Below are 16,407 nucleotides of genomic sequence, written 5' to 3' on the forward strand. Positions count from 1 at the left end.
TTCGTGTGGAGATACGGGGCTGGTGGGGGAGGCGACGGCGCGTCCGGGTCACGGACGGCGCAGCGCGTCGGCCGCAGCGGTCGCCGCGGGGCCCGCCGCCAGCTCGGTCTCCAGCAGCTGCTTGCCGAGCAGCTCCGGGTCCGGGAGATCCATCGGGTACTCACCGTCGAAGCAGGCGCGGCAGAGGTTCGGCTTGTCGATCGTCGTCGCCTCGATCATCGAGTCGATCGAGATGTACGAGAGGGAGTCGGCGCCCATGGAGGTGCAGATCTCGTCGACGGTCATGCCGTTGGCGATCAGCTCGGCGCGGGTGGCGAAGTCGATCCCGAAGAAGCAGGGCCACTTCACCGGCGGCGAGGAGATCCGGATGTGGATCTCGGCCGCTCCGGCCTCGCGGAGCATCCGGACGAGGGCCCGCTGGGTGTTGCCGCGGACGATCGAGTCGTCGACGACCACCAGGCGCTTGCCCTTGATGACTTCCTTCAGCGGATTCAGCTTGAGCCGGATGCCGAGCTGGCGGATGGTCTGCGAGGGCTGGATGAAGGTCCGGCCGACGTAGGCGTTCTTGACCAGGCCGGCGCCGAACGGGATGCCGCTGGCCTCCGCGTACCCGATCGCGGCGGGGGTGCCGGATTCCGGGGTCGCTATGACGAGATCCGCCTCGACGGGGGCCTCGGCGGCCAGCTTGCGGCCCATCTCCACCCGGGAGAGGTAGACGTTCCGCCCGGCGATGTCGGTGTCGGGGCGGGCCAGGTAGACGTACTCGAAGACACAGCCCTTGGGCTTCGCTTCTGCGAATCGCGAGGTGCGCAGACCGTTCTCGTCGATGGCGACGAGCTCGCCCGGCTCGATCTCGCGTACGTAGCTGGCGCCGCAGATGTCGAGCGCGGCGGACTCCGAGGCGACCACCCAGCCGCGCTCCAGACGGCCGAGCACCAGCGGGCGGATGCCCTGCGGGTCACGGGCGGCGTAGAGGGTGTGCTCGTCCATGAAGACCAGGGAGAACGCGCCCTTGACGTCGGGGAGCACCTTGGCGGCGGCTTCCTCGATGGTGAGCGGCTTGTCGTTCTCGTCGCGCTGCCCGGCGAGCAGCGCGGTCACCAGGTCGGTGTCGTTGGTCGCGGCGACCTGGGTGGCACGGCCGTCCTTGCGCGGGAGGTCGGCGACCATCTCCGCGAGCTGGGCGGTGTTGACCAGGTTCCCGTTGTGGCCGAGGGCGATCGAGCCGTGCGCGGTGGCACGGAACGTGGGCTGCGCGTTCTCCCACACCGAGGCTCCGGTGGTGGAGTAGCGGGCATGACCGACCGCGATATGGCCCTGGAGGGAACCCAGAGACGTTTCGTCGAAGACCTGCGAGACCAGTCCCATGTCCTTGAAGACCAGGATCTGGGACCCGTTGCTCACTGCGATGCCCGCGGATTCCTGTCCGCGGTGCTGCAGGGCATACAGTCCGAAATAGGTGAGCTTGGCGACCTCTTCACCCGGAGCCCAGACACCGAAGACGCCACAAGCGTCCTGGGGGCCTTTCTCTCCGGGGAGCAGGTCGTGGTTGAGTCGTCCATCACCACGGGGCACGGCACCGAGTGTAGGCGAGATCGACCACCGGTCCGAATTGGGGACCGGCGGGCAAACGCACGGTGGAGCACGGGGAACGGGCCCGCCCGCCGCCCGGGGTGGGCGATTCGCGGCACTTCGATCGGTGACCCTGCGTGACGCCGGCCCGGACGGTGTGAGGCGCGCAGGGCGGACGCGGCGCTCACTTCCGGGCCGAGCGGCTGGTTACCGACCGGTAGTCACGGTGGGCGGCAGACGGGCGGACGTGGCGCTCGGTGAGACTGGCCGATCTTCGCCCCGGCGGCTGGCCGAACGCCCGTTTCGTGGTGAGCCTCACACCGGGGGGCCGGGGTCAGCCGTGCTGGGAGCTGTTTTCGGACCCGGCGGGCGCGGCCGTGGCGCCGACCCCCTTGCCGTCGTCAGCGGTCACGGTGAGCGTGCTGCCCTTGATCGTGTACGTCGTCGGGCCGTCGAGGGCGGCGAGCACGGCGCGCTCCACCTCCATCTCGGCCTCCGGGCACATCTTGCGGGTGCTGACCGGCGGCTCGAAGACGATCGCGGAACCCTTGACCGCGGCCTTGCCGCTGAAGGAGTTGCAGCCGGAGTTGCCGCTGACGGTGCCGTCCTCGGCAAAGGTCAGGTGCGGCGTACGCTCCTTCGGCAGGTCCGCCGGCACGGTGGTGGCGGTCTTTCCACTGAGCAGCGTGGTCACCGTCCACTTGGTGCCCACCAGGTCGGCCGGCTTCTCCTCGCTGAGCGCCATGGTGTCCCCGCTTTCCGTGGTGAGGGTCAGCTTCTCGCCGGAGAGCTTCGCGGTGTGCTCGCCGCCCATCGCGTCGATGGCGGCCTTCTCGAACTTCTCGACGCTCTCCTCGCACGCCATCTGCGTGGTGACGGGCTTGCCCAGGGTGATCCGGTCGCCCTTCACCCGGGCGTCCACGCTGATGTGGTTGCAGCCGAAGTCGGCCTTGGCGCGGCCCTTCGGGTCGATCTCCAGCCGGGCCCCCTCGGGGGCCTCGGTCTTCTTGCCGCCGACGGTCACGGAGTCGACGCGCCACGCCACACCGGTGACGGGGACATCGCTCTGTACGGAGTCCCCGCCGTCGGACCCCTTGCCGGAGCCGTTCTCCGTACCGCAGGCGGCGAGGGTGAGGAGGGCCAGGACACTGACGCTGAGGGTCATCCGTTGTGTGTGCATGGCGATGTGACGGGCCGAGGCCCCGATCCGGTTCCGTCCGCTCCGCTTCACGGCGGACGGAACCGGTCGTCCCGCCGCGCCGCCGGGCGGTCCGGTTCAGCGCAGCAGCGGCAGGAGCGCGGCCAGATCGGCCCGCTGTCCACTGGCGCTGACCTCGGCTTCTGCCAGGGCCCGCGCCCACTCCGTACGCCCGGTGGCGAGCCGGATCCAGGTCAGCGGGGAGGTCTCCACGACGTTGGGCGGGGTGCCCCGCGTGTGCTGGGGTCCGCCGATGCACTGGACCACCGCGAACGGCGGGACGCGGACCTCGACCGAGCCGCCGGGGGCCCGGTCCGCGAGGGTGTCCGCCAGCAGCCGGGTGCAGGCGGCCAGGGCCTGCCGGTCGTACGGAATCTCCGACCCGAGCGCCTCGTTCAGGTCGTCCGTGTGGACGGTCAGCTCGACGGTCCGGGTGACCAGATAGTCGGTCAGCCGCATGGAGCCGACCCGGGTGGGCAGCAGCCGGTCCTCCGTGCCGGTGGCGGGGACGTCCGAGCGGAAGGCCGCCCCGACCTCCTCGTACAGCGCGAGCAGGTCGGGGTGGGCGGCCGCCGGGGCCGGGGCCGCGGGGTCCCTGATGGCTGCCGCGACGGCGGGCGGCCACTCCAGGAGGCTGGTCGCGGGCTTGGGGCCGGGCGGCTCCGGCAGGGCCAGGTCCCGGCTGACCGAGCCGAGCCCCTGCGCGATGTGCGCGACGAGATCACGCACCGTCCAGTCGCCGAGCCGGGTCGGCCGGGCGAGCTGGTCGGGCGTCAACAGCCGTACGGCGTCGTGGACATGGGCGAACTGGGCGAGGACCGCGGTCCGGGTCCTGAGATGGTCGTAGGCGCGCGGGCGCTTCTTGGCCGGGGGCATGGTGCCGAGACTAACCGGCCCCACCGACATCGCCCGGTCAGGTCTGGGCGACCTGCTCCTCGACCGTGAACGTCTCGCCGTTCGCGGGGACTCCGACGCCCCGCCAGGTGAACGGGATGCCCCGGGCGTCGTCGGGGTCCGGGCCGTCCATCAGGTGGAAGTGGAGATGGGGTTCGGTGGTGTTGCCGGAGTTGCCGCACCGCGCGATCCGCTGCCCGGCCCGGACGGTGTCTCCGGCCCTCACCCGGAGGGAGCCGCGCTGGGCGTGGGCGTAGGCGGCGTAGACGCCGTCGCCGAGGTCGAGGATCACGTGGTTGCCGATGATCCGGTGCGCGCCGACGATCGATCGGATGTTGCCCTCGATGAGCATCAGGTAGACGAGACCCAGCAGCGAGTTACGGCTCAGGTGGTCGCGCTGGCCGTCGCTCGCGCGGACGACCGTGGCGTCGGCCACCGCGAGCAACGGGGCGCCGAAGGCCGGGAAGGCGCGGCCGGGGCGAAAGAGCGGCCAGATCCAGCGGAACGCCGGCCGGGCCGGGGCCTCGCCCGTCTCCGGGTCGGCCAGGATGTCGATCGCGTACGTCTGCCCGTATGCGTGCGTCCCGTGGCTCGGCACCTTGTCCGCCGGGCTGTTCAGGGCCGTCCAGCGCCCGGTCACCGGCGGGTCGACCTCGACCGGGGGCCTCGGCTCGCCCCGGGGCGCGGCGGCCCGGGCCTGCAGCACCATCGTCGCGAGCATCAGGACGAGCACGACCATGGCGGGCAGGAAGGTGGTCGCCCAGCCCGGTCCGGGCAGGTCCGTGACGAACTCGGCGATCATCAGCGCGAACAGGACCAGCCAGGAAACCCGCATGGCGATCGGTACGGCTTTGCGGACAGACATGTCTCCCCCATGGCTTTCGTGTCGTGTCGTCGTCCGGGTCAGGGCCGCGCCGCCGTCAGCACCACCAGCAGCGGCACGACCCGGGCGGGCGGCACCTCGTACCTGCCTCGGCCCGCCGCGTGCAGCCAGCCCGCGCCGGTGAGTTGGCGCAGATGGTGGTAGATCTGGCCGGTGGTGCCGGCCCCGTCGAGCGCGGCCAGTTCGGCGGCCGTCCTCAGGCCGCCGAGGATCTCGCGGAGCAGGCGCAGCCGGACCGGGTGGCCCAGCGCGGCGAACGACTCGGCGGTGTCCGCCCAGTCCCCGTCGAACAGGGCCTCGGTGAAAGCGCCGTACTGCCACCCGTACTGCTCTCCGGTGGGCAGCCGGACCGAGCCCGTGTAGAGCACTCCCCCGTCGGCGGCGGCCTCCCCGGCGTCGGTGAGTTGCTGTTTCAGCCCCTCCAACGCCCAGAAGTCGCCGTCGCCCAGGCGGGGGGACTCGGAGTCCTGCCGCTCCAGTGCCGTGAGCCGCCTCTCCAGCTCGGCGACCCGCTGCTCCAGCTCCATGACACCAACCTTACGTAATTACGTAATCTTTGACAAGAGATGTTCATCAGGGACGTTCATCAGGGACGTTCATCAGGGGGAAGGCCGAAGCCCCCGCCCGGAGGACCCGGGCGGGGGCTTCAGACGTACCGGTCGGCGCGCGACCCGGCGTCCGCTCAGGCGAGCAGCGCGGGGATCGTCGCCTCGTGCGCCGTACGGAGCTCGCTCAGCGGGATGCTGAACTCGCCCTGGATCTCGATCTCCTCGCCGTCCACCACACCGATGCGGGCGACGGGCAGACCGCGCGCCCCGCACATGTCGGTGAAGCGGAGCTCCTCGCTGCGCGGGATCGAGACGACCGCGCGTCCCGCCGACTCGGAGAAGAGGAACGTGAACGCGTCCAGGCCGTCCGGCACGACCAGCCGGGCGCCCTTACCGCCGCGCAGGCAGGACTCGGTGACGGCCTGGATCAGACCGCCGTCGCTCAGGTCGTGCGCGGCGTCGATCATGCCGTCGCGGGAGGCCGAGATGAGGATCTCGGCGAGCAGCTTCTCGCGGCCGAGGTCCACCTTCGGCGGCAGGCCGCCCAGGTGCTGGTGGACGACCTCGGACCAGGCCGAGCCGCCGAACTCCTCGGCCGTGTCGCCCAGCAGGTAGAGGAGCTGGCCCTCTTCCGCGAAGGCGACCGGCGTACGGCGGTTCACGTCGTCGATCACGCCGAGCACGGCCACGACCGGCGTCGGGTGGATCGCCGTCTCGCCGGTCTGGTTGTACAGCGAGACGTTGCCGCCGGTGACCGGGGTGCCCAGCTCCAGGCAGCCGTCCGCGAGACCGCGGGTGGCCTCGGCGAACTGCCACATGACGTCCGGGTCCTCGGGGGAGCCGAAGTTCAGGCAGTCCGAGATCGCGAGCGGCTTCGCGCCGGACGCGGCGACGTTGCGGTACGACTCCGCCAGCGCGAGCTGCGCGCCGGTGTACGGGTCGAGCTTGGCGTACCGGCCGTTGCCGTCGGTCGCCATGGCCACGCCGAGGTTGGAATCGGCGTCGATGCGGACCATGCCCGCGTCCTCGGGCATCGCGAGCACGGTGTTGCCCTGCACGAAACGGTCGTACTGGTCGGTGATCCACGCCTTGGAGGCCTGGTTCGGGGAGGCGACCAGCTTCAGGACCTGCTCGCGCAGCTCGGCGGCGCTCGCAGGGCGGGCGAGCTTGCCGGCGTCGTCCGCCTGGAGCGCGTCCTGCCAGGACGGCCTGGCGAACGGGCGGTGGTAGACCGGGCCGTCGTGGGCGACCGAGCGCGGCGGCACGTCCACGATCTGCTCGCCGTGCCAGAAGATCTCCAGCTGGGAGCCGTCGGTCACCTCACCGATGACGGTGGCGATGACGTCCCACTTCTCGCAGATCTCCAGGAAGCGGTCCACGTGCTGCGGCTCGACGATCGCGCACATGCGCTCCTGCGACTCGCTCATGAGGATTTCCTCGGGCGAGAGGGAGGAGTCGCGCAGCGGCACGGTGTCCAGCTCGACGCGCATGCCGCCGGAGCCGGCGGAGGCCAGCTCGCTGGTGGCGCAGGAGAGCCCGGCGCCGCCGAGGTCCTGGATGCCCGCGACGAGCTTCTCCTTGAAGATCTCCAGGGTGCACTCGATGAGGAGCTTCTCCTGGAACGGGTCGCCGACCTGGACCGCGGGCCGCTTGGCGGGACCCGTCGACTCGAAGGTCTCGCTCGCCAGCACGGAGACGCCGCCGATGCCGTCGCCGCCGGTGCGGGCGCCGTACAGGATGACCTTGTTGCCGGGGCCGGACGCCTGCGCGAGGTGGATGTCTTCGTGCTTCATCACGCCGATGCAGCCGGCGTTGACCAGCGGGTTGCCCTGGTAGCAGGAGTCGAAGACGACCTCGCCGCCGATGTTGGGCAGGCCCAGGCAGTTGCCGTAGCCGCCGATGCCCGCGACGACGCCCGGCAGGACGCGCTTGGTGTCGGGGTGGTCGGCCGCGCCGAAGCGCAGCGGGTCGACGACGGCGATCGGGCGGGCGCCCATCGCGAGGATGTCGCGGACGATGCCGCCGATGCCGGTGGCCGCGCCCTGGTAGGGCTCGATGTACGAGGGGTGGTTGTGCGACTCGACCTTGAAGGTGACCGCGTACCCCTGGCCGACGTCGACGACGCCGGCGTTCTCGCCGATGCCGACGAGCATGGCGTCGTTGGCGGGGACCTTCTCGCCGAACTGCTTGAGGTGGACCTTGCTGCTCTTGTACGAACAGTGCTCCGACCACATCACGGAGTACATGGCGAGCTCGGCGCCGGTGGGACGGCGGTCCAGGATCTCGCGGATCCGGGCGTACTCGTCCTCCTTGAGGCCGAGCTCCTTCCAGGGCTGCGCGGCGTCCGGGGTCTCGGCCGCGTGCTTGACCGTATCCAGGCTCATGCGTTGACCAGCTTCTTGATGATCGAGGTGAAGAAACCGAGGCCGTCGGTGCGGCCGGTGCCGATGAGCGGCTCCACGGCGTGCTCCGGGTGCGGCATCAGGCCGACGATGTTGCCCGCGGCGTTGGTGATGCCCGCGATGTCGCGGAGCGAGCCGTTGGGGTTGCCGTCCAGGTAGCGGAAGGCGACGCGGCCCTCGGCCTCCAGCTCGTCGAGCGTGTGCTCGTCGGCGGTGTAGCGGCCGTCCATGTTCTTGAGCGGGACCCTGATCTCCTGGCCGGCGCTGTAGTCCGAGGTCCAGGCGGTCTCCGCGTTCTCCACCCGCAGCGACTGGTCGCGGCAGATGAAGTGGAGGTGGTTGTTGCGCAGCATCGCGCCGGGCAGCAGGTGCGCCTCGGTCAGGATCTGGAAGCCGTTGCAGATGCCGAGGACCGGCATACCGGCCTTCGCCTGCTCGATGAGGGTTTCCATCACCGGTGAGAAGCGGGAGATGGCTCCGGCGCGGAGGTAGTCCCCGTAGGAGAAACCGCCGGCCAGGACGACCGCGTCGACCTGGTGCAGGTCCTTGTCGCGGTGCCACAGGGATACGGGCTCGGCACCCGCGATACGGACGGCGCGCAGGGCGTCCTGATCGTCGAGGGTGCCGGGAAAAGTGACGACGCCGATACGGGTGGTCACTTCTCCTCCTCCACCTTCACGACGAAGTCCTCGATGACGGTGTTGGCGAGGAACGTCTCGGCCATCTCGTTAATACGGGCGAGGGCGGCGTCGTCGACCGGCCCCTCGACCTCCAGCTCGAAACGCTTTCCCTGACGAACGTCCGCGATTCCCTCGAAGCCGAGACGGGGCAGTGCGCGCTGCACCGCCTGTCCCTGCGGGTCGAGGATCTCGGGCTTGAGCATGACGTCGACTACGACGCGTGCCACTGGCACTCCCGGTGTGGTGGTGTGGTGCGGCTGTCTCTCCGGGGGGTTCCCCAGACCCCCGCGGGTCCACTCAGCGTACCTGGCCAAAATTTCTACGCGGGTAGATATCGGGCGGGACGGACACGGCGAGCGCCCCGCGCAGATCACGCCGAGATATCGGACACGGCACCGCACGGAAAAGGTCTGGGAAAAACCCGCCCGGATTGCACACGGATTGCACACGGACACGCGGATGTAATTGGCTGGGCTTCACAATGCGGCACCCACCGCTGTACAAATGATTACCGGGGAAAGCACCATTGCCCCGGACACAACGGAACAGTCGACATCTCGTCGATCCGCATCCGCCCGCCTGACAGCCGGAAGGCCGGCATCCGCGCACGCGACACGCGCCGGTGCCGTAGGAAAGGACCGATATCCGTGGCTCAGCGCGTAGTGGTGACACTCTCCGACGACATCGACGGGGGAGCGGCGGCGGAAACGGTGACCTTCGCCCTGGACGGGAAGACGTACGAGATCGATCTCAATCCCGCCAACGCGAAGAAACTGCGGAAGACCCTGGCGCCTTACGTGGCCGCCGGTCGAAAGCAGACAAATGCTGGCAAGCACGGCAGGACGCCCGCCGCGTACCACCACACCTCCCTCGCCCCGGACCCGGCGGCCGTCCGCGCCTGGGCACGCTCGCACCGGATGGAGGTGCCGGCCCGGGGCCGCATCCCGAAGAAGGTCTACGAGGCGTTCGCCGCGGCGAGTTGAGCGACGGCGGCGCCGGGCGGCCGGACCGCGGCGGTGCCGGCCGGCTGAGCCGCGGCGGTGCCGGGCCGGCCGGATCGGGGGCTCGTCGGGCCTCGGCGGGCCCGGGAGCCGGACGCTCCGTCAGGCGGCCCCGGACGGCCCGCCGGACGCCCCGTCACCCCGGTCGGCGGACCCGTTCCGACCGACCCGCGGGGAGCCGACTTGCGCGACACCCCCGCAGGTCGGCTAGAGTCTGGAGCACGCCGAGGGGCGAGGCCGCAAAGCCGAATCCCACGCAGCGTGCGGGTGTAGTTCAGTAGTAGAACATCCCCCTTCCAGGGGGAAGGCGCAGTGTGCAATTCCTGTCACCCGCTCTGCACGACTCTTCGGACCACTTCGTTGGATCAGGTAGAGTAGTGCTCGCTCCACCGGTAAAAGCCGAGTGGTTGCACTGCGGACGTAGCTCAGTTGGTAGAGCGCAACCTTGCCAAGGTTGAGGTCGCCAGTTCGAACCTGGTCGTCCGCTCAGCAGGAAAGGCCCCGATCGCACGTCGATCGGGGCCTTTCGCGTACCCGGACGCTCATGACGTTTGTCATGAGCAGTGGTGACAGCGCGCACTGCTCGCGGGCCCGGTCCGGCGGAAAACTCGAAGCATGACCAGCGACGACTTTCTCAACGACCGACGCGACGGTGGCACGTTCCCGGCCGCGGCCCCGGCTCCGGCCGCCGAGACGGTGATCGCGGTGGACGGGGTCCGCCGCAGCTACAAGGACGGCTTCGAGGCCGTCTCCGGCGTCTCCTTCTCCGTCGCCCGCGGCGAGCTGTTCGCCCTGCTCGGGACGAACGGCGCGGGCAAGACCTCCACCGTGGAACTCCTCGAAGGACTGGCCCTCCCGACCTCCGGAACCATCAAGGTCCTCGGCCACGACCCGTACCGCGAACGCTCCGCCGTCCGGCCGCGGACCGGGGTGATGCTCCAGGAGGGCGGCTTCCCCTCCGACCTCACCGTGCTGGAGACCGCGCGGATGTGGTCGGAGTGCACCACCGGCGCCTGTCCCGCCGCCGAGGCCCTGGAGATGGTCGGCCTCACCAGCCGGGCCAAGGTCCGGGTCAAGCAGCTGTCCGGCGGCGAGAAGCGGCGCCTGGACCTGGCGCTGGCCCTCACCTCGCGGCCCGAGGTGCTCTTCCTGGACGAGCCGACGACCGGACTGGACGCCGAGGGGCGGCGCGACACCTGGGACCTGATCCGGGCGCTCCGGGAGTCCGGCACGACCGTCCTGCTGACCACGCACTACCTGGAGGAGGCCGAGACCCTCGCGGACCGGCTGGCGATCATGCACCAGGGACAGATCGTGACGGCCGGGACGACCGCCGAGGTCACCGCCGCGCACCCGGCACGGATCCGCTTCACCCTGCCCGACGGCGTACCGGCCGCACACCTTCCGCTCTCGCTCCAGGCCGGGGCGGACGGGCAGCGGGTGGAGATCCGCACCTCCACGCTCCAGGAGACCCTGCACGAACTGCTCGGCTGGGCCCGGGAGTCGGGCGTGGAACTGCTCGGGCTCGACGCCCGCTCCGCCTCCCTGGAGGAGGCGTTCCTCCAGATCGCGAACACCCAGCTCCGCTCGCGGGCGGACGACCCGCGCAGGGCGGGACCCCGGCACGGGTCCGCCCGGCCCACCGACGCCAGCACCCCGAACGAGACGAAGAAGGTGACGGCATGACCACGCCCACCGCCCTCGCGGACGGCCGCCCGGCCCCCGCCCCCTCCCCCTCCGGGCGGTCCGCCTCCCTCCGGCGGCTGAACGCCCTCGCCCGCGCCGAACTGATCCTGCTGATCCGCAACCGGTCCGCGATCTTCGTGGCCCTGGTGCTGCCGATCGTGATGATCTTCTCGATCCGGGCCTCGCTCGAACAGATCGACCTCGCCGGCACCGGGCTCTCCGTCGCGGGCGCCGCCCTCACCGGCGGTATCGGCATCGTGCTGGTCCAGGTCGTCTACATGAACCTCGTCACCGGCTACGTCACCCGGCGCGAGGAACTCGTCCTCAAGCGGCTGCGCACCGGCGAGGTCACCGACCGGGAGATCCTGATCTCCACGGCGCTGCCCTCCGTGGCGCTGGCGGTCGTCCAGAGCGTGCTGCTCGTCGTGGCGGGCGCGATCGCCTTCGACCTGAGCGCGCCGAAGCGGCCGGAGCTGTTCCTGCTGGGGCTGCTCGCGGGCTTCGTGATGATGTCGGCGCTCGCCGCCGCGACCTCCGCGGCGACCCGGACGGTCCAGACCTCGCAGCTCACCACCCTGCCGCTGTTCTTCATCTCGCTCTTCGCCTCCGGGATCATCGTCCCGCTGGACGTCTTCCCGGAGAAGCTGGCCGCCGTGTTCGAGCTGCTGCCGCTGACCGGCGTGATGACCCTCGTACGGCACGGCTGGCTGGGCGGTGTGGAGACCGGCGACCTGGTCACGGCCGCCGTGGCGGCGCTGGCCTGGACCGCGTTCGCGGTGTTTGCTGTGCAGCGGTGGTTCCGCTGGGACCCGCGCGGCTGAGCAGGATCGGCCGGGGGACGACATGAAGGAGCTGGACGAGGTGATCGGGCGAGCGCGGGACTGGCGGCGCGGCTGGCAGGAGCGGACCAAGCTCCAGCGGATCGACCTCTACACCAGGGTCACGCTCTGCGCGCTCCCCTGGGTCTTCCTCCTGACCTGGGGCCTGCTCCCGCTCGTCAAGGCCTTCGGCCATGGCCCGGTGGCGGTGTCCCTGGCGGTGGCGTTCCTCGTGGTGAACGCCGCCCAGTGCCTGCTGAGCAACCGCAACGTGGCCGCCGCCTTCGCCCACTACCGGGGCGTGGAGCCCTTCCCGCTGCGGCGGCTGCGGATTCCCGCGGTGCTGCTGGCGGTGCTGACCGGCCTGCTGGTGGCCCTCGCGGCGGTGGGCGGCGTCGAGGACGCGGGGCTGAGCCTGCTGGTGCTGGACCTGCCCATAGCGTTCGCGACGCCGTACGTGCTCCTCGTCCCGGTCCGGAGGTACCTGCTCCTCTGCGCGGCCTACGCGGTGGCGACAGTGGCGCTGCTGGGGGCCGTCGGGGTGCCCGGCCGCATGCTGTTCGGGTCGGCGTTCTCCCTGCTCGTCGTCACCCTGCTGGTGCTCGTCTCGACCCGGCCGAGCGCCTGGAGCCTGTCCGTGATGTGGCAGGCGGAGGAGGCCCGGGACATGCAGGCCCGGCTGGCCGTGGCGGAGGAGCGGCTGCGGTTCGGCCGGGACATGCACGACGTGCTGGGCCGGAACCTGTCGGTGATCGCGCTGAAGAGCGAGCTGGCCGTGGAGCTGGCCCAGCGCGGGAACCCGGCGGCGATGGACCAGATGGTCGAGGTGCAGCGGATCGCCCGGGCCTCCCAGCAGGAGGTCCGCGATGTCGTCCGCGGCTACCGGGAGGCCGACCTCCCGACCGAACTCATGGGCGCCCAGGGTGTGTTGCAGGCCGCAGGGATCGCTGTCACCGTCGAGGGCGCCGACGGCGCTGCGGGCATCGGGGCGCCGCCCGCCGTCCAGGCCGCCCTGGGCTGGGTGGTGCGGGAGGCGGCGACCAACGTCCTGCGCCACGGCGACCCGCGCCACTGCTGGATCCGGCTCACGCGGGCCCGGGACGCGGTGGTCCTGGAGGTCGAGAACGACGGGGCCGGCGCCACGGATCCGTCCGGCGGCCCGGGTGACGGCGGCGGTTCGGGCCTGACCGGGCTGCGCGAACGGCTCGGGGCGCTCGGCGGAACGCTCAGCGCCACAGCCGCCGGGGACGGCCTCTTCCGGGTCACGGCGACGGTGCCGCTCACGGCCTCCGGCCCGGCCCCGGGCGGACGCTCGCCCCGGGGCGGACGCCCGGCCCGAGGTGGTCGCCCGGACCCCGCCCCTCCCTCCCCCGCCCCTTCCGCACTCCCGGAGGAACGATGACCACCGCGCAGCCCCTGCGGGTCCTGCTGGCCGACGACGAGCACCTGATCCGGGGCGCGCTGGCCGCGCTGCTCGCCCTGGAGGAGGATCTCGTCGTGGTCGCGGAGGCGGCGAGCGGCCCCGAGGCCCTGGCGATGGCTCTGGCCCACCGCCCCGACGTCGCCGTCCTGGACCTCCAGATGCCGGGCGCGGACGGTGTGAAGGTCGCCACATCGCTGCGGTCGGAGCTGCCGCACTGCCGCACCATGATCGTGACCAGCCACGGCCGCCCCGGACATCTGAAGCGAGCCCTGGCCGCCGGCGTACGCGGATTCGTGCCGAAGACGGTCAGCGCCCGGCGGCTGGCCGAGATCATCCGTACCGTCCACGCCGGAAACCGTTACGTGGATCCGGAGTTGGCCGCCGACGCGATCTCCGCCGGGGACTCCCCGCTGACCGCCCGGGAGGCCGAGGTCCTCGAACTGGCGGCGGACGGGGCGCCGGTCGCCGAGATCGCGGAGCGCGCCTCGCTGTCCCAGGGGACCGTACGCAACTACCTGTCCTCGGCCGCCTCCAAGATCGGTGCGGAGAACCGGCATACGGCAGTGCGTCTCGCCCGCGAGCGGGGATGGGTATAGTAGGCATCGCGCTGCGGCGCACTGCGGACGTAGCTCAGTTGGTAGAGCGCAACCTTGCCAAGGTTGAGGTCGCCAGTTCGAACCTGGTCGTCCGCTCCGGATGGAGAAGGCCCCGGTCCTCGTGGACCGGGGCCTTCTTCGTATCCGCTTTCCCCTACGACCAGCTGGTGCCGGTCAGCACCTCGTACGCCTCGATGTACTTGGCGCGGGTCGCGTCCACGATCTCCTGCGGCAGCGCCGGGGGCGGCTGCTCGCTCGTCCGGTCCCAGCCGGAGGCCGGCGAGGTCAGCCAGTCGCGCACGTACTGCTTGTCGTAGCTGGGCTGCGCGCGGCCGGGCTCCCAGGTGGCGGCGGGCCAGAAGCGCGAGGAGTCCGGGGTCAGCACCTCGTCGGCGATGATCAGCCGCTCGGTCCCGTCCTCGGTGGTCTCGAAGCCGAACTCGAACTTGGTGTCGGCCAGGATGATCCCGCGCTCGTGCGCGATGTCCCGGGCCCGGCGGTAGACGTCGAGCGTGGTACGCCGCAGCGCGGCGGCGCTCTCCACGCCGACCGAGCGGGCGACGTCCTCGTAACTGACGTTCTCGTCGTGGTCGCCGACGGCCGCCTTGGTGGCCGGGGTGAAGATCGGGCCGGGCAGCTCGGACCCGTTGACCAGGCCCTCGGGGAGGCCGATGCCGCAGACCGTCCGGGTGGCGTCGTACTCGACGAGCCCGGAGCCGGTCAGATAGCCGCGGGCCACGCACTCGACCTCGACCATCCGCAGGCTCTTGCAGACGAGGGTGCGGCCCGCCCAGTCGGCCGGGGCGCCCGGGGGCAGCTCGGTGGAGATGACGTGGTGGGGGACCAGGTCGGCGAGCTGGTCGAACCACCAGAGCGAGAGCCGGGTCAGGACGCGGCCCTTGTCGGGGATCTCGGTGGGCAGGACCCAGTCGTACGCGGAGATACGGTCGCTGGCGACCATCACGAGGTCGCCCGCCTCGTTCCGGTACAGCTCACGCACCTTGCCGGTGTGCAGGTGGGTGAGGCCCGGAACCTGTACGGGCTCGGGCTTTTCTACAAAACCGGACACGGTGCCTCCGCGTAGATTGATCCAGGAGCGGTTCCGATTGTCCCGTATCCGCGGCCCGTTCTTCGCCCGGGGCCCGGCCTTCGGTCAGTCGCGCTTGCAGATCCGGTCGAGGAGGTTGGCCGTGGCCCGCTGGATCCGGGGGTCGGTGTGTCCGGGGCGGTCGAGCGCCGGGGACCAGGCGAAGGTGCCGGAGGCGAAGACGAGCGCGCCGGAGGGGGCCTGGTAGAGCGAGGTCTCCTGGTGGCGGGTGGCGCTCTCGGAGTCCTCGTACGGGGAGTGGGCGAGCAGGATCCGGTTGTCGTGCTCGGGCAGGCTGGTGCGCGGGAAGTAGCGGTCGGCCTCACCGGCGACCAGGCCCGGGATCTCGTCGCCCTCGACCGCGCCCGTGGAGTCCCAGAGCCAGTGCTCGGCGTTGCGCACGACCAGCGGGTGGGGCTCGGGCACCCGGCCCGCGTACTGGATGCCCAGGAGCTGCTGCTCGGGCCGGTCCACCTCGCGCCACAGGGCGGACTTCCCCGGCCCCCGGCGCTTGCGGCAGGTCAGCAGCCGGTCCGCCTCGCCGGAGGCCGACGGGGCGAGGCCCACCTGCCAGTACATGGTGTTGGCGGAGAGGAAGACGAGCGAGGTGCCGGAGTCCCGGGCGCGCTCGGCGGCCCGGCGCATGGGCAGCGACCAGTACTCGTCGTGGCCGGGGAAGACCAGGCCCCGGTAGCGGCTGGGGTCGACGCGGCCCGCGTGCAGGTCGCGGGCGTCGGCGTAGGCGAGGTCGTAGCCGTACCGCTCGGCCCAGCGGATGAAGTCGTACGCGTGCCCCACGTGCAGCGGCAGGCCGGCCCCGGCGTACGGGCGGTCGAAGGAGATCGTGACGGCGGCGTCCTCCTCGCCGAGCAGCCGGCCCCGCTCGTCCCACGCGTGGTAGAGGCTGGCGCCGGTGCGGCCGTCCTCCGGATAGAGGTTGTACGCCTGCCAGGTGATGTCGGGCAGCAGGAGCAGCAGGTCGGCGGGGTGGTCGTGGCGGACGGTGAAGGGGATGTGCGAGCGGTAGCCGTCGGCGGTGGTCAGGACGGCCACATACGCGCCGACCGACCAGTAGCTCGGGATCTGGAGCCGCCAGGACATCCACCAGTGGTGGCAGGAGACGGTCCGGTCGGCGGCGAGCGGCGGGGGCTGGACGATCCCGGAGAGCCGCGGGCTCGTGGTGATCTTGGACGCGCCGTCGCCGCCGTAGTGACCGATCCGGTAGACGTCGACGGAGAACTGCTGGGGCGGGTCCACGGTGATGTGGAAGTCGATCGCCTCTCCGGGGGCCGCGGCGCCGGGCGAGACGAAGCCCTTGATCTGACGGTGCACGTCGTCGGCGGTACGGGTGCCGCCGCCGGTGGCGCGGGCGAGGTCCGCGTACCAGGGGACGACCTGGCCGGTGTCGTCGAAGTAGTTCTCACTGCCGCGCAGCCAGGGCAGCGGGCCCTGGCCGAAGGGGTCGCTCACCGCGTGCGCGAGGGCGCCCGACTCCCACCGGCGAATCTGCTCCGCCCCCATGCCGCGCCCCTCCCTCGGATCCCCCGGACAACTCGGCGGATCCCCCGGACAACTCTGGTGCGCCGAATGTCAGCGCCGATCCCCAGCACATCACATAA

General features: G+C 71.3%; 15 protein-coding genes and 3 tRNA genes. 8 read left to right on the forward strand and 10 right to left on the reverse strand.

Annotated features, from left to right (window positions below; genetic code table 11):
* Positions 1–48: 48 nt before the first annotated feature.
* The 8 genes from purF to purS all read right to left on the reverse strand — a co-directional run bounded on the left by purF (position 49) and on the right by purS (position 8,404).
* Positions 49–1,575, reverse strand: coding sequence for an amidophosphoribosyltransferase (gene purF, locus ACFWRV_RS14405; RefSeq protein ID WP_200720002.1), 1,527 nt, complete (start codon positions 1,573–1,575; stop codon positions 49–51).
* Positions 1,576–1,906: 331 nt separating this feature from the next.
* Complete coding sequence (locus tag ACFWRV_RS14410) at positions 1,907–2,752, reverse strand: META domain-containing protein (RefSeq protein ID WP_384333473.1); 846 nt, start codon at positions 2,750–2,752, stop codon at positions 1,907–1,909.
* A 96-nt stretch (positions 2,753–2,848) separates the two neighbouring features.
* Positions 2,849–3,646 carry a sterol carrier family protein gene (locus ACFWRV_RS14415; RefSeq protein WP_384333475.1) on the reverse strand — a complete coding sequence of 266 codons (798 nt, stop codon included), beginning with the start codon at positions 3,644–3,646 and terminating at the stop codon, positions 2,849–2,851.
* A gap of 37 nt (positions 3,647–3,683) precedes the next feature.
* On the reverse strand, positions 3,684–4,529 hold the full coding sequence (locus ACFWRV_RS14420) for a M23 family metallopeptidase (protein WP_384333478.1): 846 nt from the start codon (positions 4,527–4,529) through the stop codon (positions 3,684–3,686).
* 38 nt (positions 4,530–4,567) lie between these two features.
* Complete coding sequence (locus ACFWRV_RS14425) at positions 4,568–5,074, reverse strand: ArsR/SmtB family transcription factor (RefSeq protein WP_384333481.1); 507 nt, start codon at positions 5,072–5,074, stop codon at positions 4,568–4,570.
* 155 nt (positions 5,075–5,229) lie between these two features.
* A complete protein-coding gene (gene purL, locus ACFWRV_RS14430) occupies positions 5,230–7,479 on the reverse strand; it encodes a phosphoribosylformylglycinamidine synthase subunit PurL (protein WP_384333484.1) in 2,250 nt (749 codons plus the stop codon).
* On the reverse strand, positions 7,476–8,156 hold the full coding sequence (gene purQ / locus ACFWRV_RS14435) for a phosphoribosylformylglycinamidine synthase subunit PurQ (protein WP_384333487.1): 681 nt from the start codon (positions 8,154–8,156) through the stop codon (positions 7,476–7,478). The genes purL and purQ overlap by 4 nt, the downstream gene beginning before the upstream one ends.
* The gene (gene purS / locus ACFWRV_RS14440; RefSeq protein ID WP_010056446.1) at positions 8,153–8,404 is read right to left on the reverse strand and encodes a phosphoribosylformylglycinamidine synthase subunit PurS; all 252 of its coding nucleotides are present in this window, start codon (positions 8,402–8,404) and stop codon (positions 8,153–8,155) included. Before purS ends, purQ begins: the two co-directional genes overlap by 4 nt.
* 420 nt (positions 8,405–8,824) lie before the next feature.
* Here purS and ACFWRV_RS14445 point away from each other — a divergent pair, with 420 nt between their 5' ends.
* The 8 genes from ACFWRV_RS14445 (at position 8,825) to ACFWRV_RS14480 (ending at position 13,797) form a co-directional block, all read left to right on the forward strand.
* Complete coding sequence (locus tag ACFWRV_RS14445) at positions 8,825–9,160, forward strand: Lsr2 family protein (RefSeq protein WP_384333489.1); 336 nt, start codon at positions 8,825–8,827, stop codon at positions 9,158–9,160.
* Positions 9,161–9,441: 281 nt separating this feature from the next.
* Positions 9,442–9,513: transfer RNA gene (locus ACFWRV_RS14450), tRNA-Gly, on the forward strand.
* 79 nt (positions 9,514–9,592) lie between these two features.
* A tRNA-Gly gene (locus tag ACFWRV_RS14455) sits at positions 9,593–9,665 on the forward strand.
* Between the two features lie 128 nt (positions 9,666–9,793).
* Positions 9,794–10,864, forward strand: coding sequence for an ABC transporter ATP-binding protein (locus ACFWRV_RS14460; protein WP_384333492.1), 1,071 nt, complete (start codon positions 9,794–9,796; stop codon positions 10,862–10,864).
* Positions 10,861–11,685 (forward strand): ABC transporter permease, encoded by an 825-nt coding sequence (locus ACFWRV_RS14465; protein ID WP_384333495.1) that lies wholly within the window; start codon positions 10,861–10,863, stop codon positions 11,683–11,685. Before ACFWRV_RS14460 ends, ACFWRV_RS14465 begins: the two co-directional genes overlap by 4 nt.
* Before the next feature lie 22 nt (positions 11,686–11,707).
* On the forward strand, positions 11,708–13,084 hold the full coding sequence (locus ACFWRV_RS14470) for a sensor histidine kinase (RefSeq protein WP_384333498.1): 1,377 nt from the start codon (positions 11,708–11,710) through the stop codon (positions 13,082–13,084).
* Positions 13,081–13,701 carry a response regulator gene (locus ACFWRV_RS14475; protein ID WP_384333501.1) on the forward strand — a complete coding sequence of 207 codons (621 nt, stop codon included), beginning with the start codon at positions 13,081–13,083 and terminating at the stop codon, positions 13,699–13,701. Before ACFWRV_RS14470 ends, ACFWRV_RS14475 begins: the two co-directional genes overlap by 4 nt.
* A gap of 23 nt (positions 13,702–13,724) precedes the next feature.
* Positions 13,725–13,797: transfer RNA gene (locus ACFWRV_RS14480), tRNA-Gly, on the forward strand.
* A 58-nt stretch (positions 13,798–13,855) separates the two neighbouring features.
* On the opposite strand, the gene ACFWRV_RS14485 is transcribed toward ACFWRV_RS14480, so the two are convergent.
* Together ACFWRV_RS14485 and ACFWRV_RS14490 are read right to left on the reverse strand one after the other, a co-directional pair.
* Entirely contained in the window at positions 13,856–14,770 is a 915-nt protein-coding gene (locus tag ACFWRV_RS14485; RefSeq protein WP_384333504.1) for a phosphoribosylaminoimidazolesuccinocarboxamide synthase, read from the reverse strand.
* Between the two features lie 84 nt (positions 14,771–14,854).
* Positions 14,855–16,309 (reverse strand): N,N-dimethylformamidase beta subunit family domain-containing protein, encoded by a 1,455-nt coding sequence (locus ACFWRV_RS14490; RefSeq protein WP_384333507.1) that lies wholly within the window; start codon positions 16,307–16,309, stop codon positions 14,855–14,857.
* Between the last annotated feature and the right edge of the window lie 98 nt (positions 16,310–16,407).

This window comes from Streptomyces sp. NPDC058576 (assembly GCF_042718715.1).
In the GTDB taxonomy this organism is placed as follows: Bacteria; Actinomycetota; Actinomycetes; order Streptomycetales; family Streptomycetaceae; genus Streptomyces.